The organism is Tepidimonas aquatica (assembly GCF_007556585.1).
Lineage (GTDB): Bacteria > Pseudomonadota > Gammaproteobacteria > Burkholderiales > Burkholderiaceae_C > Tepidimonas > Tepidimonas aquatica.
In genome coordinates this window covers 84,311-104,043 of sequence record NZ_VJNA01000001.1, presented here as the reverse complement: position 1 = coordinate 104,043, position 19,733 = coordinate 84,311, and the positions used below count along the sequence as shown (strand labels likewise).

Genomic DNA, 19,733 nt, shown 5'->3' with positions numbered 1-19,733 from the left:
GGAAATTCCCTCCCTTCCATTCGATTGTGCTGGGTGCCAGGGGCATCCCCTGGCGCTTTTGTCTGGGAGGATACGATGGCTGCAGAAATGTCCACACAAACTGCATCCGAGGAACGCCCTCCGATGCAAGCACCGCCCCAAGTGATCGCCACGCCGGCCGCGCTCGAGCTCATCAAAAGGCTCCAGGAGAAGTACGGACCCGTGATGTTTCATCAATCCGGTGGCTGCTGCGACGGCTCTTCCCCCATGTGCTATCCGCAGGGGGAGTTCCTCGTCGGAGACAACGATGTGCTGCTCGGCGAGATCGGCGGGGCGCCGTTCTACATCAGCAAGCCGCAGTTCGAGTACTGGAAACACACGCAGCTCATCATCGACGTCGTGCCCGGCCGGGGCGGCATGTTCTCCCTGGAAAATGGCGAAGGAGTGCGCTTCCTCGTGCGTTCTCGGCTTTTTACTGATGAAGAATATGCCGCCTTGCAGGCGGCCGGCAAGGTGTGAGCCTCGTTGCTATGCAACAAATCTCCTTCGACCAGACCCTCTTGACCCCGGGTTGAACTTCCTCTAGTATCTCCTTCATACGATAACAAACGTTCATCGCATCATCATTCGATATTGCGATGCAACAAAAGGAGGGGGAGTGGCGACGACGAGCGCCGTGCGCTGCTCAGCCGCCCGCGTTCAACCGCAGCCCTGACAACCCTGCGCCCCCGAGCCGGGCTGTTTGACGCAGTCCGCGGGCCGCTGATCGGGCGGCACGGGGCAGCGGTTGATCTCCCACGACGACATCGACAGCAGCATGGTCAGGGCGCTGGAGGCCATCGTCAACGCCCAAAAGACAAAGAACGCCAGCGTGTAAACCGCCTGCCGCGACCAACCCAGCGTTTCGCCAGCCCAGTGCAGCTCGTTCGGATCGACAAAGGCGAACACGACCATCTCGATCAAGGCGGCCATCAAGAACGCCGGCCAGGCGATCCACAGCACACGTTGGACACGGGCCATCGGGGGTCTCCTCGGTATCGTTGGGCAAACCTTGTGAACCCCGCCCCAGCGTCGGTCAGCGCTCGCGCGGCAACGTGGGCGACACCACGTGGTTGCGCGCCTGCCCGGCTGGCAGCACCGCTTTTTCGACCTGCAACCGCTCTTGGGCCGACAGCGCGTCCAGCGGTTGCGCCACGCGCGCCGGCGCGGCCTCGCGCGGCAACACCGTGTCGGCGTTGCGCACCGCGATCCACACCGTGATCAGCGAGGCCACCACCACCACCAGCGGCCCCCCGACCACGAGCCACATCATGGGCTCGCGGTACCAGGGGCGGCGCACGGCAGGCGATGCGGCAACGGGGTTCATCGTTTGCATAGTATATGCCCTCATGGGTATCGGCGGTATGCGTGACAACCCGCATGCCGCCGCCGATGCACGCGTCAGCGCGGCACCAGGAAGGTGGTTTTTTCTTTCACGTCGATGCTGCCATCGGCGTTGCGCAAGCGCAACACGATCGGGTGGGTGCCGCTGGCCAGCCCGGGCGGCACCTGCACCCGCACCGCCACCGAACGCACCTCGGTCGGCAGCAGGTGCACCGTCCGGTCGGACACCACCTCGATGCCGGGCAACCCTTCCGCCGAGACCAGCAATTCACGCTCGTGTTCCGACGCGTTCATCATCTGCACGCGGTACACGTTTTCGATGCGGCCCATCTCGACCAGCCGCGCCAGCGCGCCGCGGTCGCGGATCACGTCCACCTTCAGCGGCACGCGCAGCCACAGGCTCACGCCCAGCGCCGCCACGATGGTGAGCAAAATGGCGCTGTAGACCAACACCCGAGGCCGAAACGCGCGCCGGATCATCTGCGCCCCCGTCCAGCCATGGGTCATGCCGTTTTGGGTGGAGTATTTGATCAGCCCCTTCGGGTAACCCATTTTCTCCATCACCTCGTCGCACACGTCGGCGCACGCCCCACAGCTGATGCACTCGTACTGCAAGCCGTTGCGGATGTCGATGCCGGTGGGGCACACCTGCACGCACAGCGTGCAATCGATGCAGTCGCCCAAGCCCAGCGCCTTGGGGTCGGCGGAGCGCTTGCGGGCCCCACGGGGTTCCCCGCGCGCCGCGTCGTAGGTCACGATCATCGTGTCCTTGTCGAACATAGCGCCCTGGAAGCGCGCGTACGGGCACATGTATTTGCACACCTGCTCGCGCATGTAGCCGGCGTTGCCGTAGGTGGCAAAGCCGTAGAAGAAAATCCAGAACGTCTGCCACGGCCCCAGGTCCCACGTCAGCAGCGCCTGGCCCAGCTCGCGTATCGGGGTGAAGTAACCGGCAAAGGTAAACCCGGTCCACAGCCCCACCGCGATCCACGCCAGTTGCTTGCCGGTCTTGCGCACGATCTTGTTGGCGTTCCACGGCCCCTGGTCCAGCCGCATGCGTGCCGAGCGATCACCCTCGAACAGCTTTTCCAGCCACAGGTAGATCTCGGTGTACACGGTTTGAGGACAGGCGTACCCACACCACAGCCGCCCAGCGATGGCGGTGAACAAAAACAGCAACAGCGCCGACACCACCAAAATACCCGTCAGGTAAATGAAGTCCTGCGGGTACAACACCAGACCAAAAATGTAGAAACGCCGTGCTTCCAGGTCAAACAGCACCGCCTGGCGCTCACCCCACGTCAGCCATGGCAGCCCATAAAACACAAGCTGCGTCAGCCACACGAAAAACCAGCGCCATTTGGCAAACAGCCCCGAAACGGAACGGGGGTAGATTTTTTGGCGCGCCGCGTAGAGTGAGACTTCGACCTCTTGGTCGGTCATGGCGGTGGGGTTCGGGTTGCTGCCCATGGGATGCACTCCACAAATGAGAAAACCGGCCCGGAACCTATTGTAGTACCCGGGCCGGTATCAGCGCCTTGATGTTACGCAAACCGCATCACTGCGCGTGCGACAACTTCCAGACGTAGGCGGTCAGCACGTGGATCTGGTCTTGCGTCAACAACGCGCTTTGCGCCGGCATCACGTTGTTGAAGCCCTGGTTGATGGCGCGGACGATGGCCTCCTCGCCCCAGCCGTGCAGCCAGATCTGGTCGGTGAGGTTGGGCGCCCCGGTGGCATGCATGCCCTTGCCGTCCGGCCCGTGGCAGGCCGCGCACGCCGCGAATTTGGGTGCCCCTTGCGCCGCACGCACGCTGTCGTGCGGGCTGCCCGACAGACTGAGCACGTAGTGGGCCAAGTTGCGCACGTCTTCCGGGCCACCCACCGCGGCGGCCATCGGCGGCATCACACCCACGCGGCCCTGCGTGATGGTGGTTTTGATGTACTCGGGGCCGCCGTCACCGCCCAGCCAGTCGTTGTCGGTCAGGTTGGGGAAGCTCTTGCTGCCGCGCGCGTCGGAGCCGTGGCACTGCGCGCAGTAGTTCATGTAGAGGCGCTCACCCACCGCCATCGCGTTGGCGTCCTTGGCCAGATCCTTCGGGTCGGTGCCGCGGAACTTGGCGTACAACGGTTCCACCGCCGCCAACGCCTTGGCCCGCTCGGCCGCCCACTGCTCGTGCGACGACCACTTCAGCACCCCTTGCCACTGGCCGAACATCGGGTACAGCAAGCCGTAGCCCAATGCAAACAGCACCGTGATGATGAACAGGTACACCCACCAGCGCGGCAGCGGGTTGTTCCACTCGCGCAGGTCGCCATCCCACACGTGGCCGGTGGTGTTGTCGGCGGCGGGCATGACGCGGGCCTTGCCGCTGACCCACAGGAAGAAGGCGCACACCAGGATGCTGATGACGGTGAGGCCCGCCACGAACAGGTGCCAGAAATCGCTCGTGAAGTCACTCATGATGGTTCTCCGGATGGGGACTCACTCGCTCTGGAACGGCAACTGGGCAGCTTCTTCGAAACGGCGCTGGTTCTTGCGCGACCACGCCCACACCCAAATGCCGACAAAAGTCACGAAGCTGAGCACCGTGACGATGACGCGCATATCGTTGATGTCCATGGTGAAATCCCCGTTGGTCGTGGTCACTGGGCGCTGCTGGCCGCCGGCTGGGCGGGCGCTTGCGCGGTTTGGGCGGCTTGCTGTACCAGCTTGTCCCACGAACGCGCGGTGCCCAAGCCTTGCAAGTACGCAATCAAGGCCTCCATCTCGGTCTTGCCACGCACCTCATCGGCGGCTTTGGCGATCTCTTCGTCGGTGTAGGGCACACCGAGCTTGCGCAGCGCCGCCATGCGGCCGGGCATTGCGTCGGCCTGCACCTCCCGACGCTCCAACCACGGGTAGGCCGGCATGTTGGACTCGGGCACCAGGTCACGCGGGTTATTCAGGTGGATGCGGTGCCATTCGTCCGAGTAGCGGCCACCCACACGCGCCAGGTCCGGGCCGGTGCGCTTGGAGCCCCACTGGAACGGGTGGTCGTAGACGAACTCGCCCGCCACCGAGTACGGCCCGTAGCGCAGCGTTTCGGCGTGGAACGGGCGCACCATCTGCGAGTGGCACACGTAGCAGCCCTCGCGGATGTAGATGTCGCGGCCGGCCAGTTGCAGCGCCGTGTAGGGCTTGACGCCCTCGATCGGCTTGGTGGTCGAGTGCTGGAAAAACAGCGGCACGATTTCCACCAGACCACCCACCGCCACCACCAGGGTGATCAGGATGATCATCAGGAAGTTGTTGGTCTCGATGCGCTCGTGACCGCTGGGCTTGTGATCGTGTTGAGCCATGTCGGTTCTCCCTCAAACGTTCAGTGCGCGGGCGCTGGGATGGCCACCGGGACGACCTTGCCTTGCTGCGCGGTCTTCCAGACGTTCCACGCCATCACCAACATACCGCCCAGGTACAACAGACCGCCCAGCAAACGGATCACGTAGAATGGGTACGACGCCTTGACCGACTCGACGAAGGTGTAGGTCAACGAGCCGTCCGGGTTGACCGCGCGCCACATCAGGCCTTGCATGACGCCGGCAATCCACATCGCGGCGATGTACAGCACGATGCCCACGGTGGCGATCCAGAAGTGCAGCTCGATGGCCTTGACGCTGTACATCTTGGTCTGACCGAAGAGGCGCGGGATCAGGTAGTACAGCGAGCCCATGGTCACCAAGCCGACCCAGCCCAGCGCGCCGGAGTGCACGTGGCCGATGGTCCAGTCGGTGTAGTGGCTCAGGGCGTTGACGGTCTTGATCGACATCATCGGCCCTTCGAACGTGGACATGCCGTAGAACGACAGCGACACGATCAGGAAGCGCAGGATCGGGTCGTCACGCAGCTTGTGCCAGGCGCCCGACAGCGTCATGATGCCGTTGATCATGCCGCCCCACGACGGCGCCAGCAGAATGAGCGAGAACACCATGCCCAGCGACTGCGCCCAGTCCGGCAGCGCGGTGTAGTGCAGGTGGTGCGGACCCGCCCACATGTAGGTGAAGATCAGCGCCCAGAAGTGCACGATCGACAGCCGGTAGGAGTACACCGGTCGCTCGGCCTGCTTGGGGATGAAGTAGTACATCATGCCCAGGAAGCCCGCGGTCAGGAAGAAGCCCACCGCATTGTGGCCGTACCACCACTGCACCATGGCGTCCTGCACACCGGCATACACCGAGTACGAGTGCGTCAGGCTGGTCGGGATCTGGATGTTGTTGACGATGTGCAGCATCGCCACGGCGATGATGAAGGCGCCGTAGAACCAGTTGGCCACATAGATGTGCTTGACCTTGCGCGTGCCCACCGTACCGAAAAAGACGATGGCGAACGCCACCCACACCACGGCCACCAGCAGGTCGATCGGCCAGATCAGTTCGGCGTATTCACGGCCCTGGGTGTAGCCCAGCGGATAGGTGATCGCCGCCAGCACGATGACGGCCTGCCAGCCCCAGAACGTGAACGAGGCCAGTGCCGGCGCAAACAATTGCGTCTGACAGGTACGCTGCACCACGTAATAGGCAGTGGCGAACAGGCCCGAGCCGCCGAAAGCAAAAATCACCGCGCTGGTGTGCAGCGGGCGCAGCCGGCTGTACGTCAGGTACTCGATGCCGAAGTTGAGCTCCGGCCACGCCAGTTGTGCGGCAATGATGACGCCGACCAGAAAGCCGACGATGCCCCACACCACGGTCATGATGGCGAACTGCCTCACGACCTTGTCGTTATAGACCCCCGTCGCAGGGGCCGCCGTGGTTGCAGACATAGAGACGCTCCTGTTGTGCAAAAACCTACCCGGGGTGCAGTATGGCCAAACGGCCGTCCGCCGCCCTTGACTTATGTCAATCGTGCTTGAGGATGCGCTCGCCCTCGCGCTCGATGTTGTCGAACTGGCCGGACTGCAGCGCCCACCAGAACACCCCAATGATCAGCAGCACCAGCACCACCGACAGCGGGATCAGCAAGTACAAAATCTCCATCGCCACACTCTCCTTGCTGCGCAAGGTTCAACCGGCCGCGGGCGCGGGCGCCGCCGCCAGCGCGTCGCGCCCAGGTGCGGCACCACCGCGCCAGCCGCCCAGCCGCATCGCGTTGCCGATGACGACCAACGAACTGGCCGCCATGCCAAGCCCCGCCGCCCAGGGCGGCATGTAACCAGCCACCGCCAGCGGCACCGCCAACAGGTTGTAGGCGGCGGCCCAGGCCAGGTTTTGGCGCACCACCTTCAGCGTGTCGCGCGCCAGCCGCACCACCTGCACGACCTCGGTCAACCGACCACTTTGCACGACGAAATCGGCGCGCGTCTGCGTCAGCGGCGCGCCGTGCCCAAGCGCAAACGCGACGTCGGCGCGCGCCAACACCGGGCCATCGTTGAGCCCGTCGCCGACCATCGCCACCCGTTCGCCCGCTTGCTGCCAGCGTTGCAGGGCGGCCAGCTTGGCCTCCGGGCTGGCGTCGGCGACGACGTCGTCGATGCCCAGCGCCGCCGCCACCCGGGCCGCCGCCCCGGCGCGGTCACCCGACAGCAGCCGCACGCGCAGCCCCAGCGCGCGCAGCGCCTCGATGGCCGCGCGCGCTTCGGGCCGGATGCCTTCGTCCAGCACGAAGGTGGCCATCCAGCCTTGCTCGTCGCACAGGCACGCGCACGGTGCGTCGGCGGGCAAGCGCACGCCCTGCCCCGCGCTGGCGGCGGCGTCGAGGCCGCAGTGGGCCGGCGAACCCAGCCGCCAGGTGCGGCCGGCATCGTCGGTGGCCACGAGGCCGCGGCCGGGCACTTCCTGCACCGCAAGGTGCGGCGTGTTGTCCATCGGCCCCGCCGCGCCGACGATGGCCCGCGACACCGGGTGCAGCGACACCCGGGCCAGCGCCGCCGCCGCTTGCAGGGCCTGCTCGGGCGCAATGCCGTCGCGCGTCCACACCTGGCGCACGACGACACGGTCCTGCGTCAGCGTGCCGGTCTTGTCGAACACGACGGTGTCGATGGTCGCCAAAGCCTCCAGCGCCTGCAGGCGGCGTGTCAGCACCCCGCGGCGCGCCAAGGCGCCGGCTGCGGCCAGCATGGCCGCCGGCGTGGCCAGCGACAACGCGCACGGGCAGGTGACGATCAGCACCGCCACCGCCACCGCCAAGGCCCGACTGGGGTCCAGCGGCCACCAGTACAGCGCGGCCAACCCCGCCGCGATCAGCACCGCGGCCAAAAACGGTGCCGCGATGCGATCGGCCAGCCGCGCCAGCCGCGGCTTGTCGGTGCTGGCCTGCTCCATCAGCGCCACGATCTGGGCAAAACGGGTCTCGCGCCCCACGCGCTGCAGCCGCACGCGCACGCTGCCGGCCAGGTTGTGGCTGCCCGCGACGACCTGCTCGCCGCGGCGCCGCGTCACCGGGTGCGATTCACCGGTCAGCAACGCCTCGTCCACGGTGGCGGCGTCGCTCAGCACCTCGCCGTCGCCCGGGAACGCTTGCCCCGCGTGCACCCACACCACATCGCCCGGCTGCAGCCGCTTGATCGAGACGGGCTCCAGCGTGCCATCGGGGCGCTCGCGCTGCACGCGCTCGGGCAGCCGGTTCATCAACACGTCCAGCGCCCCCGCGGTGCGGTCGCGCAGCTTGTGCTCCAGGTAGCGCCCGCCGAGCAGGAAAAATACGAACATCGTCAGCGAGTCGTACCAAATGTCGTGCCCCCACGGCCCGGCGGGGTCGAACGTGGCCAAGGTGCTCACCACGAAGGTGATCAGGATGCCCAGCGCCACCGGCACGTCCATGCCGATGCGCCGCAGGCGCAGGTCGCGCCAGGCGCTAGCAAAAAACGGTCCGCTGGCAAACAGCAGCACCGGCACACTCAGCACCCACGAGGCCCAACGCAACAGCTGCACGATGTCGGGCGGGATTTGCCCCGGCTCGGTGACGTACTCGGGCCACGTGTACATCATCACCTGCATCATGCAAAAGCCGGCCACGAACAGCCGCCACAGCATCGTGCGCGTCTCGCGCGTGCGCTGGCTCACCGCCCAGGCTTGCTGCATCGGCAGCAGCCGGTAGCCCGCACGGCCCACCGCAGCGGCCAGCTCCGACAGGCGCGCGCGTGCCGGGTCCCAGCGCAGCGTCAGACGCCGCGTGGCGGCGTGCACTTGGGCGTCCAGCACACCGGACCGCCCGGCCAACGCGGTCTCCACGGTGTCGGCGCACGCGGCGCAGTACATGCCTTGCACGACCAGGGTGGACTCGCACACCCGCTGCGCGCCCTCGTCATGCACGACCGTGAAGTCTTGCTGCTCCAGCGGGTCGTCCAGCACGGTGAAGTCGTCGTCCACCTGCAGCGGGCCACGGTGTCCCGTCCACAGCGCGCTCGCCCCCAGCGGCCGTTGAGGCGGCGCGGGTTGCAGGTCGTTGGAGGCAGACGTCGGCATCGTGTCACCTTAACCGATCGCGGCGCACGGGGGCTTGACCCAAGTCAAAGCACCGCGGCCTGAAAAGGTTGCTGTTGGGCGGCGAGGTGCGGCAGGCGCTGACACACGCGCACACGCCGGTGTGGGTGCTGCGCTGACGGCCTCCTCAGCCGCCCGGCTGGGCGATGAAGGTGTCGCGCCACTGCTGGCGCAGCACGTTTTTTTGCACCTTGCCCATGGTGTTGCGTGGCAGCTCCGCCACGATGGCGCAGCGTTTGGGGATTTTGTAGTTGGCCAGGCGCTGGCGCAGCGCGGCCAGGATCGCCTCGGGGTCCAGCGGCGCGCCAGCGCGCGGCACCACCAGCGCCACGCCGACCTCGCCAAAGTCGGGGTGCGGCACGCCGATCACCGCGCTCTCGGCCACACCGGGCAGCTCGTTGATCGCACCTTCGACCTCGGCCGGGTAGACGTTGTAGCCACCGCTGATGATCAGGTCCTTGCTGCGCCCCACCAGCGTCAGGTAACCGCGCGTGTCGAACAGCCCGACGTCGCCGGTGCGAAACCAGCCGTCGGCGGTGAATTCGGCGCGGGTTTTGTCGGGCATGCGCCAGTAGCCGGCGAACACGCTGGGGCCACGCACCTGCACGCCTCCCACCTCGCCCACCGGCAGCGGTTGGTCGTGCGCGTCGGCGATGCGCACCTCGACCCCGGGCAAGGGAAAGCCCACCGTACCGCCGCGACGTTCGTCCTGGTGCCCGAAGCGCGGATCGGGCCGGTAAGGGTTGGAGGTCAGCATGATGGTTTCGCTCATGCCGTAGCGCTCCAGGATGGTGTGCCCGGTGCGCTGCTGCCACTGGGTGAAGGTGTCGATCAGCAGCGGGGCCGAGCCCGAGATGAACAGACGCATCGAGGCGCAGCGCTGCGCGGTGAGCTCGGGCTCGGCCAGCAGCCGGCTGTACAGCGTTGGCACCCCCATGAAGACGGTGGCGCGCGGCAGCCAGCGCAGCACGGTGGTGGGGTCGAATTTGGCCGCCCACAGCATCGGGCTGCCGCTCAGCAGCGCCCCGTGCACGGCCACGAACAGCCCGTGCACGTGAAAGATCGGCAGCACGTGGATCAGCACGTCGTCGGGCCGCCAGCCCCAGTAGCCGTGCAGCACCCGCGCGTTGGCCAGCAGGTTGCCGTGCGTCAACATGGCCCCCTTGCTGCGCCCGGTGGTGCCGCTGGTGTAGATGATCGACGCCAGCGCGTCCAGCCCCACCGGCGCCGGATCGTGCTGGTCCGGGCGGTGCGCGGCGCGCTGCAGCAGCGTGCCGCTGCGGTCGGCGCCCAGCGTGTACACGAAGCGCGCCCCGGCCGCAAACGCCAGTGCGCTGATGCGGCCAAAACGTTGCGGTACGCACACCACCGCGGCCGGCTCGGCGTCGCGCACGAAGTATTCGACCTCGGCGTCCGGGTAGGCGGTGTTGAGCGGCACGTACACCAGCCCCGCGCGCAGCACGGCCAGGTACAGCATCAACGCCTCGACCGATTTGTCCACCTGCGCCACGACGCGCTCGCCCGGCTGCAACCCGCGGCTCAGCAACTCCTGCGCGATCATGGCGCTGCCGCGCTCCAGGTCGCGCCAGGTGTAGTGCAGCCCGGTGTCGGTCTCGATCGCGGTGCGGTCCAAGTCGGCAGGAAACGCGGCACGCAGCGCCGCGTACAGGTTGCGCACGTCAGGCTCGGGCATGGTCGTTCTCTTGGCTTGCGGGGCGACGCTGAGCCCACCAACCCAGGGCCAGCCCGGCCAGCACCATCGGCAGGCTCAGCCACTGGCCCATGCTCAGGCCCAGCGACAGCAGGCCCAGGTGCGCGTCAGGCTCACGGAAATACTCGGCCACAAAACGCGTCGCGCCGTAACCCAGCAAAAACGCAGCCGACACCTGCCCTGTGCGCCGCGGCCGGCGCGCGTACAGCCACAGCAGCACGAACAGCAGCACGCCTTCCAGCGCGAACTGGTACAGCTGCGACGGGTGGCGCGGCAGCGGCCCCGCCTCGGGAAACACCATCGCCCAGGGCAGTTCGGGCGGCGCCGGCCGCCCCCAAAGCTCGCCGTTGATGAAGTTGCCGATGCGACCCAGCGCCAGCCCCACCGGCACGCAGGGCGCCACAAAATCCATCACCTGCAGCCACGGGCGCCGCTGACGCCGCGCCCACCACGCCATGGCCAGCAGCACGCCCAGCAGGCCGCCGTGGAAGCTCATGCCACCTTCCCACACGGCGAACACCCGCCAGGGCTCGGCCAGGTACACATCCGGCTTGTAGAACAACACATAGCCGAGCCGCCCGCCCAGGATGACGCCCAGCACGCCCCAGAACAGCATGTCCTCGACGTCGCGCGGCTGCCAGCCCAGGCTGCGGTACGGCTCGTGTTGCAAGCGCCACCGCCCCAGCAGGACGAACGCCACGAACCCGGCCAGGTACATCAGCCCATACCAGTGCACCGCCAGCGGCCCGACGCGCAGCGCGACGGGATCAAACTCAGGGTGGATCAGCATGGCGCGATGCTAACCCATCGCGGCGCCGCCGTCGTATGATGGCTGCCGCGTACCCACTCAACGGGCAGACGGAGGAGAGCATGCACCCCGGCACCGAACGACGGCACAACACGCGCTTGCGTGCCATTTTCGACGAGGCGTTTGTCTTGTGCACACCGTTGCTCGACCCCGGGCAAGGTCTCAATGGCCACGCCCTGGACCGGCAGGTTCCATTGCGGTTGCGGGAGCATCTCCCAGATCTGAGGCAGGAAGAGGTGCTGGTGCTGTCCGTCGCGCTGCGTGCCGCATGGACACGCAGACGACTCGGTGGCTGACCCAGCGGTCAGCGGCACACGCGCAACGGATCCCAGGCAGCGCCCGCGCGCTTCACCCCTCGAAACGCGACAGGTCGCGCACCGCGCCCTTGTCGGCGCTTTGCGCAAGCAGCGCGTACGCACGCAGCGCGGCCGAGACCTTGCGCGCGCGCGGCTTGGCCGGCTTCCAGCCCAGCCGGTCTTGCTCGGCGCGGCGGCGCGCCAGTTCTTCGTCGCTGACCAGCACGTCGATGCGGCGGTTGGGGATGTCGATGCGGATGCGGTCGCCGTCACGGACCAGACCAATCGGACCGCCCGCCGCCGCTTCCGGCGACACGTGACCAATCGACAGGCCCGAGGTACCGCCGGAAAAGCGCCCGTCGGTCAGCAGCGCGCACACCTTGCCCAACCCCTTGGACTTCAGGTACGAGGTCGGGTACAGCATTTCCTGCATGCCGGGGCCACCACGCGGCCCTTCGTAGCGCACGACCACCACCTCGCCTGGCTTGACGCGGTCGCCCAGGATGTGCTCGACCGCTTCGTCCTGCGATTCGACCACATGCGCAACCCCTTCAAAGACCAGGATGCTTTCATCGACGCCGGCGGTTTTGACCACGCAACCGTTGGGGGCGAGGTTACCGTACAGCACCGCCAAGCCCCCTTCGGCGGAGTACGCGTGCTCGACCGAACGGATGCAGCCCTGGCGACGGTCATCATCCAGCGACGGCCAACGCGTATCCTGGCTGAACGGCTGCTGCGTCGGGATGCCCGCTGGCCCAGCGCGGTAGAAAGTACGCACCTCTTCCGAGGGGGTTTGCATGATGTCCCACTGGCGCAGCGCGTCGCCCAGCGTCGGGCTGTGCACGGTCGGCACATCCAGGTGCAGCTTGCCGGCGCGCGCAAGCTCGCCCAGGATGCCCATGATGCCGCCGGCGCGGTGCACGTCTTCGATGTGGTACTTGTTGGTGTTGGGCGCCACCTTGCACAGCTGCGGAATTTGACGCGACAGGCGGTCGATGTCGGCCATCGTGAAGGGAATGCCCGCTTCCTGAGCCACCGCCAGCAGGTGCAGGATGGTGTTGGTGGAGCCGCCCATCGCAATGTCCAGCGCCATGGCGTTTTCGAACGCCTTGAAGCCCACCGCACGCGGCAGCACCGACGCGTCACCCTGCTCGTAGTAGCGCCGCGCCAACTCGACGATCAACCGCCCGGCGCGACGGAACAATTGCTCGCGGTCGGCGTGCGTGGCCAGCAGCGTGCCGTTGCCCGGCAGGCTCAGGCCCAGCGCTTCGGTCAGGCAGTTCATCGAGTTGGCGGTGAACATGCCCGAGCACGAACCGCAGGTCGGGCAGGCCGAGCGCTCGACCTCGGCCACCGTGGCGTCGTCCACGTGCGGGTCGGCGGCCATGACCATGGCGTCGACCAGGTCGAGCTTTTTGATCTGCACCGCCTGCTCGCCGGGCACGGCCAGGCGCACCTTGCCGGCCTCCATGGGGCCGCCGGAGACGAACACCACCGGGATGTTGAGCCGCATCGCGGCCATCAGCATGCCGGGCGTGATCTTGTCGCAGTTGGAGATGCACACCAACGCATCCGCGCAGTGCGCGTTGACCATGTACTCGACGCTGTCGGCGATCAGCTCGCGGCTGGGCAGCGAGTACAACATGCCATCGTGCCCCATGGCGATGCCGTCGTCCACCGCGATGGTGTTGAACTCCTTGGCCACCCCACCGGCGGCTTCGATTTCGCGCGCCACCAGTTGACCTAGGTCCTTCAGGTGCACGTGACCCGGCACGAACTGCGTGAAGCTGTTGGCCACCGCGATGATGGGTTTGTCGAAGTCGCCGTCCTTCATGCCGGTGGCGCGCCACAAGGCGCGCGCGCCAGCCATGTTGCGGCCGTGCGTGGTGGTGCGGGAACGGTAGGTGGGCATGGTGCTTGCGGTGATGAGGTGGGGTCTACGACAGGGTGCAGGCTCGCACGCCGCGAGAGCAAGCATCGGCTGCGCTGGCAGGTACGCCGCACCGTCCCGACGATGGTAACAGCACCCGCGCACGCTGCGGGCCAACATGGTCAACGCTGACTGGGCGGCCGCAGCTGGCTGCGGGCCTTGGCCAAACGGGCGGCTTTGCGGGCCTCTTCCTTTTCCATGGCCTTGCGCCGCGTGTAGCCGGACCAGTCGGCCCACCACCACCACAACGCCGCCAGCGCAAACGGCGCCAGCACCCAGGTCCAGCCCCAGTCGGCCACCGGCGGCCACGCCAGCAGCTTCAGCGTCACCAGGACCAAACCCAACACAAGCAGCGCCATGGCATCTCTCTCCCAAACCACGCCGGGCCCGTCCAACCGACCGCCTACGCCCGTTCAGTATCCGTTGCAACAAGGTGTAAACATGCATTGTGCCGTATGGTGGCGAGGCTAGAATGGCACGGAACACCGTCCGTCAACCCTCCTGGAGGAACACACCATGAAGCGCGCACTGCTGATCCTCGCCGCCACCGCTGCCGTGGCCGGCCCCGCCCTGGCCGACGAAGCCCTGGCCAAGGCCAAGAACTGCATGGCCTGCCACGCCACCGACAAAAAGCTCGTCGGCCCCGCGTACAAGGACGTCGCCAAGAAATACGCCGGCGATGCCAAGGCGGTCGACATGCTGGCCACCAAGATCCAAAAAGGCGGCTCGGGCGTGTGGGGCGCGATCCCGATGCCGGCCAACCCGCAGGTCAGCGCCGCGGAAGCCAAGAAGCTGGCCCAGTGGGTGCTGAGCCTGAAGTGATCTGAGCCCCGTTGGCCCCGGGACGCGCCGCCGCGCCAGATCCTTGCCCGGCCTAAACGACGAAAGCCCGCCTCCATGGCGGGCTTTTGCTTGTGGGTCGCCCCGGTGCCGCCCGACGAGGCCGGCGGCGCGGAGCTGGGTTCAGTTGGCCTTGGCCAACTGCTCCAGGATGGCCGGGTTTTCCAGGGTGGAGACGTCTTGCGTGATGGCCTCGCCCTTGGCGATGGCACGCAGCAAGCGGCGCATGATCTTGCCCGAGCGCGTCTTCGGCAGGTTTTCGCCGAAGCGGATGTCCTTGGGCTTGGCGATCGGGCCGATTTCCTTGGCCACCCAGTTGCGCAGCTCGTTGGCGATCTGCTTGGCCTCCTCGCCCTGCGGCAACGGGCGCTTCAGCACGACGAAGGCGACGATCGCCTCGCCAGTCAGATCATCAGGACGACCCACCACCGCGGCCTCAGCCACCAGGTCGGTCTTGGCCACCAAGGCGGACTCGATCTCCATCGTGCCCATGCGGTGGCCGCTGACGTTGAGCACGTCGTCGATGCGGCCGGTGATACGGAAGTAGCCACGGTCGGCGCTGCGCACGGCGCCGTCGCCAGCCAGGTAGTAGCCCTTGAGCTCTTCGGGGAAGTAGCTCTTCTTGAAGCGCTCGGGGTCGCCCCAGATGGTGCGGATCATCGACGGCCACGGCTTTTTGATCACCAGGATGCCGCCTTGGCCGTTGGGCATGTCGTTGCCCTGCTCATCGACGATGGCGGCGAAGATGCCCGGCAGCGGCAGCGTGCACGAACCCGGCACCAACGGCGTGGCACCCGGCAGCGGCGTGATCATGTGGCCGCCGGTCTCGGTCTGCCAGAACGTGTCGACGATGGGGCAGCGCTCGCCGCCAACGTGCTTGTAGTACCACATCCACGCCTCGGGGTTGATCGGCTCGCCCACCGAGCCGAGGATGCGCAGGCTGGACAGGTCCCAGTTCTTCGGGTGGACCTTGTCGTCGGTGTCGCTGGCCTTGATGAGCGAGCGGATCGCGGTCGGCGCGGTGTAAAAAATGGTGGCCTTGTGGCGCTCGATCATCTGCCAGAAGCGCCCGGCGTTGGGGTAGGTCGGCACGCCCTCGAAGACGATCTGCGTGGCGCCCGCCGCCAGCGGACCGTAGGCGACGTAGGTGTGGCCAGTGATCCAGCCGATGTCGGCCGTGCACCAGAAGATGTCGTCGCCCTTCAGGTCGAAGGTCCACAGCATCGTTTGCTTGGCCCACAGCAGGTAGCCGCCGGTGCTGTGCTGCACGCCCTTGGGCTTGCCGGTGGAGCCGGAGGTGTACAGGACGAACAGCGGGTGCTCGGCGCCGACGATTTCAGGCGGGCAGTCGTCGCCGACGCCGTCCAGCGCGTCGTGCAGCCAGATGTCACGGCCCGCCACCATGGTGCAGGCGCTGGCGGTGCGCTGCCACACGACCACATGGCGCACGGTGTCGCAGCCGCCCAAGGCGATGGCTTCGTCGACGATGCCCTTGAGCGGCAGCTCCTTGCCGCCGCGCATTTGGAAGTTGGCGGTGATGACGGCCACCGCACCAGCGTCCTGGATGCGCTCCTGCAGCGCCTTGGCGGAAAAGCCGCCGAACACCACGCTGTGCGTGGCGCCGATGCGCGCGCACGCCTGCATTGCCACCACGCCCTCGATGGTCATGGGCATGTAGATGACGACGCGGTCGCCTTTCTTGACGCCCAGGCTCTTGAGGGCGTTGGCAAACTGGCTGACGCGCGCCAGCAGTTCCTTGTAGGTGACGCGGGTGACCGCCCCGTCGTCGGCCTCGAAGACGATGGCCGTCTTGTTCTCGACGGGGGTGCCCATGTGGCGGTCCAGGCAGTTGTACGAGGCGTTGAGCTCACCGTCGGCGAACCACTTGTAAAACGGTTTGTTGGACTCGTCCAGCACCTGGGTGAAGGGCTTGTGCCAGTGCAGCAGCTCGCGCGCGCGGCGCGCCCAGAAGCCTTCGAAGTCCCGTTCGGCTTCGTCGCACAACGCGCGGTAGGCGTCCATGCCGCTGACGCGCGCCTGCGCCACCAGTTGCGGGTTGGGTTCGAATACGCGGTTTTCCACCAGCATCGACTCGATGGCAGCGCTCGATTCAGCCATGATGTTGTTACTCCTCGGGTGACACAAACAACGGGACAAACCGCGGGGCGGTTGATGATCGGTTACTGTGCCGCTGCGCGCTGACGAGGCCCTTACGCAGCGGGCCTCGGGCCGCGTGCCCCGCCAGCCACTACAATGGGGCGTCCATTTTGTACCCCAGCGTCGACCCACGATGCAAGCTCCCCAGCACCTCAAACCCATCGCCCCGCTGCCGCGGCTGATCTTTGCCAGCCGCTGGCTGCAGTTGCCACTGTACATCGGCCTGATCGTGGCCCAAACGGTGTATGTGTACCACTTCTGGGTGGAGCTGGTGCACCTGATCGAGGCGGCGTTTGGCAACCGCGTGGCACTGGAAAAGCTCGTCACCAGCATCGGCTACGTGCCCAGCGCGCCGCTGGACGGCCTCAACGAGACCATCATCATGCTGGTGGTGCTGGCACTGATCGACGTGGTCATGATCAGCAACCTGCTGATCATGGTCATCGTCGGCGGCTTCGAGACCTTTGTCAGCCGCTTGCGCCTGGAAGGCCACCCCGACCAGCCCGAGTGGCTCAACCACGTCAACGCCGGGGTGTTGAAGGTCAAGCTGGCCACGGCCATCATCGGCATTTCCAGCATCCACCTGCTGAAAACCTTCATCAACGCGGCCAACTACACCGACAAGGTGTTGCTGTGGCAAACCGTCATCCACGCGGTGTTTTTGCTCAGCGCCCTGGCCATTGCCTTGACCGAAAAACTGATTCACCACCCGGGTGACGAGGACGACGGCGCGCACTGAGCACGCCGCCAGCCACCGCACCAGGCCGCCGGCCGGACCTGACCTGCGGCCGACCCGTCGCCCTGCACTGGAGCCACACCATGACCGCCATTCGCCAGGAAGACCTGATCCAGTCGATCGCCGACGCCTTCCAGTACATCAGCTACTACCACCCGCTGGACTACATCCAGGCTTTGGGCAAGGCGTACGAGCGTGAGCAAAGCCCCGCCGCCAAGGACGCCATCGCGCAAATCCTGACCAACTCGCGCCTGAGCGCCGAGGGGCACCGCCCGATTTGCCAAGACACCGGCATCGCCGTGGTGTTCCTGAAGGTCGGCATGAACGTGACCTGGCCCGACGCCACGATGAGCGTGCAGGAGATGGTCAACGAAGGGGTGCGCCGCGCATACACCAACCCCGACAACCCGCTGCGCGCCTCGGTGCTGGCCGACCCGGCCGGCGCGCGCAAAAACACCAAGGACAACACGCCCGCCGTGGTGCACTACGAAATCGTGCCCGGCGACGGCATCGAGGTGATCTGCGCCGCCAAAGGCGGCGGCTCGGAAAACAAGTCCAAGATGGTGATGCTCAACCCGTCGGACTCGATCGTCGAGTGGGTGCTCAAGACCGTGCCGACGATGGGCGCGGGCTGGTGCCCGCCGGGGATCCTGGGCATCGGCATCGGTGGCACGCCCGAAAAAGCCATGCTGATGGCCAAGGAAGCGCTGATGGCGCCGGTCGACATCCACGACCTGATCGACCGCGCACGCCGGGGTGACAAGCTCACCCGCGTGGAGGAACTGCGCCTGGAGCTGTACGATAAGGTCAACGCGCTGGGCATTGGCGCGCAAGGGCTGGGCGGCCTGACCACGGTGGTGGACGTCAAGATCCTGGACTACCCCACGCATGCGGCCAGCCTGCCGGTGGCGATGATCCCCAACTGCGCCGCCACGCGGCATGTGCACTTCCACCTGGACGGCAGCGGACCGGCCACGCTGGAGCCGCCGCGCCTGGAGGATTGGCCGGCGGTCACCTGGACCCCCGACACGAAGAGCGCGCGCCGGGTCAACCTGGACACGCTGACCAAAGACGAAGTGGCCACCTGGAAGGTGGGCGACAAGCTGCTGCTGAACGGCAAGATGCTGACCGGCCGCGACGCCGCGCACAAGCGCATTGCCGACATGCTGGCCAAGGGCGAGAAGCTGCCGGTGGACTTCACCAACCGCGTGATTTACTACGTGGGCCCGGTGGACCCGGTGCGCGACGAGGTGGTCGGCCCCGCCGGCCCCACCACCGCCACGCGCATGGACAAGTTCACGCGCATGATGCTGGAGCAAACCGGCCTGATCGCGATGATCGGCAAAAGCGAGCGCGGGCCGGCGGCGATCGAGGCGATCCGCGACAACCGCAGCGCTTACTTGATAGCGGTGGGCGGCGCGGCCTACCTGGTGGCCAAAGCCATCAAGAGCGCGCGCGTGGTGGCGTTTGAGGACCTGGGCATGGAGGCGATTTACGAGTTCGAGGTGCGCGACATGCCGGTCACGGTGGCGGTGGACGCCACCGGCACCAGCGTGCACGAAACCGGCCCGGCCGAGTGGCGCCAGCGCATCGCCCGCGGCGAGTTCAAGGGCATCGCCATCGCGGCGGCGTAAGCCGCACGTGGCTGCGGTGCCACCCGAACACGTGGTGGCGCGTGCGGCCGCTGCAGGCACGTGCAGCCCGACACGTGCGCGGCCACGGCCGCCCGCACCGGGCCGGGCCAGTGTGCCAACAAGGGTCAGTGCAAATGGCGCGGCTTGCGCGGCCCGCCATGGCCACCGCCGCGCGGCGGTTTGCCCAACTGCAGCGAGTTGACCATGGCATCGAAGCGGTTGGCAAACAGCTGATCGATGGCCTGGATGACGCCCCCTAGCTCGGAGGCGTCAAAATGGCGCTCCATCAACTGCACGACGTCGTGCACCAGCATGTCACGCTGCACCTGCATGATGGCCGCCGGGGTCGGGCCGACGAAGCACATCAGGAAGTCGTCGCGCGCTTCCGTGCCAGGCTCGGCCTCGTCTTCGTCGAACTCGAGATCGTAGAACGACACCTCGATGGCCGCGCCCATGGCGCTGATTTCGTTGAGGCCCATGCACGCTTCTTCGATGGCCAGACGAAAGTCGTCGTCGCCCTCGATGGTCCAGCACATCTGCAACAGATGGGCCTTGGGGTCGAAGCGGATGCCGGGTTCTTCTTCGTAGTTGCTGGTGGCCGCATCCACCAGCGAGCGCGCGCCCACGTATTGCCACAGGGGCCGCAGCGCCTCCTGGATCTGCGGAAAGTCCACGTCGTCGCGCAGGGGCACGTCGCCGTGCACGTGGATCTCAAAAGGCGGGTTGTCCTGGCTCATGCTCGCCACCCATCACGTCAAAAGCCGCATTGTACGACCCGGGGCGGTCGTCGCCCGGCGGCGG

At 66.8% G+C, this 19,733-nt stretch carries 20 protein-coding genes; 5 read left to right on the top strand and 15 right to left on the bottom strand.

What is annotated here, in order from left to right:
• Nucleotides 1-123 precede the first annotated feature (123 nt).
• Nucleotides 124-498, top strand: coding sequence for a DUF779 domain-containing protein (locus Taqua_RS00505; protein WP_055423322.1), 375 nt, complete (start codon nucleotides 124-126; stop codon nucleotides 496-498).
• 180 nt (nucleotides 499-678) lie between these two features.
• On the opposite strand, the gene Taqua_RS00500 is transcribed toward Taqua_RS00505, so the two are convergent.
• From Taqua_RS00500 to lgt, 11 genes are all read right to left on the bottom strand, one after another.
• Nucleotides 679-999, bottom strand: a complete 321-nt coding sequence (locus Taqua_RS00500) for a hypothetical protein (protein ID WP_144324101.1) — start codon at nucleotides 997-999, stop codon at nucleotides 679-681.
• 55 nt (nucleotides 1,000-1,054) lie between these two features.
• Complete coding sequence (locus Taqua_RS00495; protein WP_144324100.1) at nucleotides 1,055-1,291, bottom strand: hypothetical protein; 237 nt, start codon at nucleotides 1,289-1,291, stop codon at nucleotides 1,055-1,057.
• A 128-nt stretch (nucleotides 1,292-1,419) separates the two neighbouring features.
• Nucleotides 1,420-2,832, bottom strand: a complete 1,413-nt coding sequence (gene ccoG / locus Taqua_RS00490) for a cytochrome c oxidase accessory protein CcoG (RefSeq protein WP_144324099.1) — start codon at nucleotides 2,830-2,832, stop codon at nucleotides 1,420-1,422.
• An 88-nt stretch (nucleotides 2,833-2,920) separates the two neighbouring features.
• On the bottom strand, nucleotides 2,921-3,826 hold the full coding sequence (ccoP, locus tag Taqua_RS00485) for a cytochrome-c oxidase, cbb3-type subunit III (protein WP_144324098.1): 906 nt from the start codon (nucleotides 3,824-3,826) through the stop codon (nucleotides 2,921-2,923).
• 21 nt (nucleotides 3,827-3,847) lie between these two features.
• On the bottom strand, nucleotides 3,848-3,985 hold the full coding sequence (locus Taqua_RS00480; RefSeq protein ID WP_144324097.1) for a cbb3-type cytochrome oxidase subunit 3: 138 nt from the start codon (nucleotides 3,983-3,985) through the stop codon (nucleotides 3,848-3,850).
• A gap of 23 nt (nucleotides 3,986-4,008) precedes the next feature.
• Nucleotides 4,009-4,704: a cytochrome-c oxidase, cbb3-type subunit II gene (ccoO, locus tag Taqua_RS00475; protein ID WP_144324096.1), complete on the bottom strand. Its 696-nt coding sequence runs from the start codon at nucleotides 4,702-4,704 to the stop codon at nucleotides 4,009-4,011.
• Between the two features lie 20 nt (nucleotides 4,705-4,724).
• Nucleotides 4,725-6,161 (bottom strand): cytochrome-c oxidase, cbb3-type subunit I, encoded by a 1,437-nt coding sequence (gene ccoN, locus Taqua_RS00470; RefSeq protein ID WP_144324095.1) that lies wholly within the window; start codon nucleotides 6,159-6,161, stop codon nucleotides 4,725-4,727.
• 76 nt (nucleotides 6,162-6,237) lie between these two features.
• A complete protein-coding gene (gene ccoS, locus Taqua_RS00465) occupies nucleotides 6,238-6,375 on the bottom strand; it encodes a cbb3-type cytochrome oxidase assembly protein CcoS (RefSeq protein WP_132962848.1) in 138 nt (45 codons plus the stop codon).
• 27 nt (nucleotides 6,376-6,402) lie between these two features.
• Entirely contained in the window at nucleotides 6,403-8,802 is a 2,400-nt protein-coding gene (locus Taqua_RS00460; protein ID WP_144324094.1) for a heavy metal translocating P-type ATPase, read from the bottom strand.
• A 145-nt stretch (nucleotides 8,803-8,947) separates the two neighbouring features.
• Nucleotides 8,948-10,513 (bottom strand): malonate--CoA ligase, encoded by a 1,566-nt coding sequence (locus tag Taqua_RS00450; RefSeq protein WP_144324093.1) that lies wholly within the window; start codon nucleotides 10,511-10,513, stop codon nucleotides 8,948-8,950.
• The gene (lgt, locus tag Taqua_RS00445; protein WP_144324092.1) at nucleotides 10,500-11,321 is read right to left on the bottom strand and encodes a prolipoprotein diacylglyceryl transferase; all 822 of its coding nucleotides are present in this window, start codon (nucleotides 11,319-11,321) and stop codon (nucleotides 10,500-10,502) included. Before lgt ends, Taqua_RS00450 begins: the two co-directional genes overlap by 14 nt.
• Before the next feature lie 80 nt (nucleotides 11,322-11,401).
• On the opposite strand from lgt, the gene Taqua_RS00440 reads away from it, so the two are divergent.
• Nucleotides 11,402-11,635, top strand: coding sequence for a hypothetical protein (locus Taqua_RS00440; RefSeq protein WP_144324091.1), 234 nt, complete (start codon nucleotides 11,402-11,404; stop codon nucleotides 11,633-11,635).
• A 52-nt stretch (nucleotides 11,636-11,687) separates the two neighbouring features.
• Here Taqua_RS00440 and ilvD read toward each other — a convergent pair whose 3' ends face one another.
• Together ilvD and Taqua_RS00430 are read right to left on the bottom strand one after the other, a co-directional pair.
• A complete protein-coding gene (ilvD, locus tag Taqua_RS00435) occupies nucleotides 11,688-13,547 on the bottom strand; it encodes a dihydroxy-acid dehydratase (protein ID WP_144324090.1) in 1,860 nt (619 codons plus the stop codon).
• A gap of 140 nt (nucleotides 13,548-13,687) precedes the next feature.
• Nucleotides 13,688-13,924, bottom strand: coding sequence for a TIGR04438 family Trp-rich protein (locus Taqua_RS00430; RefSeq protein ID WP_144324089.1), 237 nt, complete (start codon nucleotides 13,922-13,924; stop codon nucleotides 13,688-13,690).
• 157 nt (nucleotides 13,925-14,081) lie between these two features.
• Between Taqua_RS00430 and Taqua_RS00425 the strand changes: the two genes are divergently transcribed.
• Nucleotides 14,082-14,387, top strand: a complete 306-nt coding sequence (locus Taqua_RS00425; RefSeq protein ID WP_144324088.1) for a c-type cytochrome — start codon at nucleotides 14,082-14,084, stop codon at nucleotides 14,385-14,387.
• Between the two features lie 141 nt (nucleotides 14,388-14,528).
• On the opposite strand, the gene acs is transcribed toward Taqua_RS00425, so the two are convergent.
• The gene (acs, locus tag Taqua_RS00420) at nucleotides 14,529-16,523 is read right to left on the bottom strand and encodes an acetate--CoA ligase (RefSeq protein WP_144324087.1); all 1,995 of its coding nucleotides are present in this window, start codon (nucleotides 16,521-16,523) and stop codon (nucleotides 14,529-14,531) included.
• A gap of 172 nt (nucleotides 16,524-16,695) precedes the next feature.
• On the opposite strand from acs, the gene Taqua_RS00415 reads away from it, so the two are divergent.
• Together Taqua_RS00415 and Taqua_RS00410 are read left to right on the top strand one after the other, a co-directional pair.
• Nucleotides 16,696-17,301: a YqhA family protein gene (locus tag Taqua_RS00415; protein ID WP_144324086.1), complete on the top strand. Its 606-nt coding sequence runs from the start codon at nucleotides 16,696-16,698 to the stop codon at nucleotides 17,299-17,301.
• An 80-nt stretch (nucleotides 17,302-17,381) separates the two neighbouring features.
• Nucleotides 17,382-18,932: a fumarate hydratase gene (locus Taqua_RS00410; protein WP_144324085.1), complete on the top strand. Its 1,551-nt coding sequence runs from the start codon at nucleotides 17,382-17,384 to the stop codon at nucleotides 18,930-18,932.
• A 125-nt stretch (nucleotides 18,933-19,057) separates the two neighbouring features.
• On the opposite strand, the gene Taqua_RS00405 is transcribed toward Taqua_RS00410, so the two are convergent.
• On the bottom strand, nucleotides 19,058-19,669 hold the full coding sequence (locus Taqua_RS00405) for a DUF6806 family protein (RefSeq protein ID WP_144324084.1): 612 nt from the start codon (nucleotides 19,667-19,669) through the stop codon (nucleotides 19,058-19,060).
• Nucleotides 19,670-19,733 lie beyond the last annotated feature (64 nt).

Bases quoted from the DNA above. Each gene is read 5' to 3' on its own strand.
- Taqua_RS00505 (WP_055423322.1), top strand. From the start codon at position 124: ATGCAAGCACCGCCCCAAGTGATCGCCACGCCGGCCGCGCTCGAGCTC.
- Taqua_RS00500 (WP_144324101.1), bottom strand. From the start codon at position 999: ATGGCCCGTGTCCAACGTGTGCTGTGGATCGCCTGGCCGGCGTTCTTG.
- Taqua_RS00495 (WP_144324100.1), bottom strand. From the start codon at position 1,291: ATGATGTGGCTCGTGGTCGGGGGGCCGCTGGTGGTGGTGGTGGCCTCG.
- ccoG (WP_144324099.1), bottom strand. From the start codon at position 2,832: ATGGGCAGCAACCCGAACCCCACCGCCATGACCGACCAAGAGGTCGAA.
- ccoP (WP_144324098.1), bottom strand. From the start codon at position 3,826: ATGAGTGACTTCACGAGCGATTTCTGGCACCTGTTCGTGGCGGGCCTC.
- Taqua_RS00480 (WP_144324097.1), bottom strand. From the start codon at position 3,985: ATGGACATCAACGATATGCGCGTCATCGTCACGGTGCTCAGCTTCGTG.
- ccoO (WP_144324096.1), bottom strand. From the start codon at position 4,704: ATGGCTCAACACGATCACAAGCCCAGCGGTCACGAGCGCATCGAGACC.
- ccoN (WP_144324095.1), bottom strand. From the start codon at position 6,161: ATGTCTGCAACCACGGCGGCCCCTGCGACGGGGGTCTATAACGACAAG.
- ccoS (WP_132962848.1), bottom strand. From the start codon at position 6,375: ATGGAGATTTTGTACTTGCTGATCCCGCTGTCGGTGGTGCTGGTGCTG.
- Taqua_RS00460 (WP_144324094.1), bottom strand. From the start codon at position 8,802: ATGCCGACGTCTGCCTCCAACGACCTGCAACCCGCGCCGCCTCAACGG.
- Taqua_RS00450 (WP_144324093.1), bottom strand. From the start codon at position 10,513: ATGCCCGAGCCTGACGTGCGCAACCTGTACGCGGCGCTGCGTGCCGCG.
- lgt (WP_144324092.1), bottom strand. From the start codon at position 11,321: ATGCTGATCCACCCTGAGTTTGATCCCGTCGCGCTGCGCGTCGGGCCG.
- Taqua_RS00440 (WP_144324091.1), top strand. From the start codon at position 11,402: ATGCACCCCGGCACCGAACGACGGCACAACACGCGCTTGCGTGCCATT.
- ilvD (WP_144324090.1), bottom strand. From the start codon at position 13,547: ATGCCCACCTACCGTTCCCGCACCACCACGCACGGCCGCAACATGGCT.
- Taqua_RS00430 (WP_144324089.1), bottom strand. From the start codon at position 13,924: ATGGCGCTGCTTGTGTTGGGTTTGGTCCTGGTGACGCTGAAGCTGCTG.
- Taqua_RS00425 (WP_144324088.1), top strand. From the start codon at position 14,082: ATGAAGCGCGCACTGCTGATCCTCGCCGCCACCGCTGCCGTGGCCGGC.
- acs (WP_144324087.1), bottom strand. From the start codon at position 16,523: ATGGCTGAATCGAGCGCTGCCATCGAGTCGATGCTGGTGGAAAACCGC.
- Taqua_RS00415 (WP_144324086.1), top strand. From the start codon at position 16,696: ATGCAAGCTCCCCAGCACCTCAAACCCATCGCCCCGCTGCCGCGGCTG.
- Taqua_RS00410 (WP_144324085.1), top strand. From the start codon at position 17,382: ATGACCGCCATTCGCCAGGAAGACCTGATCCAGTCGATCGCCGACGCC.
- Taqua_RS00405 (WP_144324084.1), bottom strand. From the start codon at position 19,669: ATGAGCCAGGACAACCCGCCTTTTGAGATCCACGTGCACGGCGACGTG.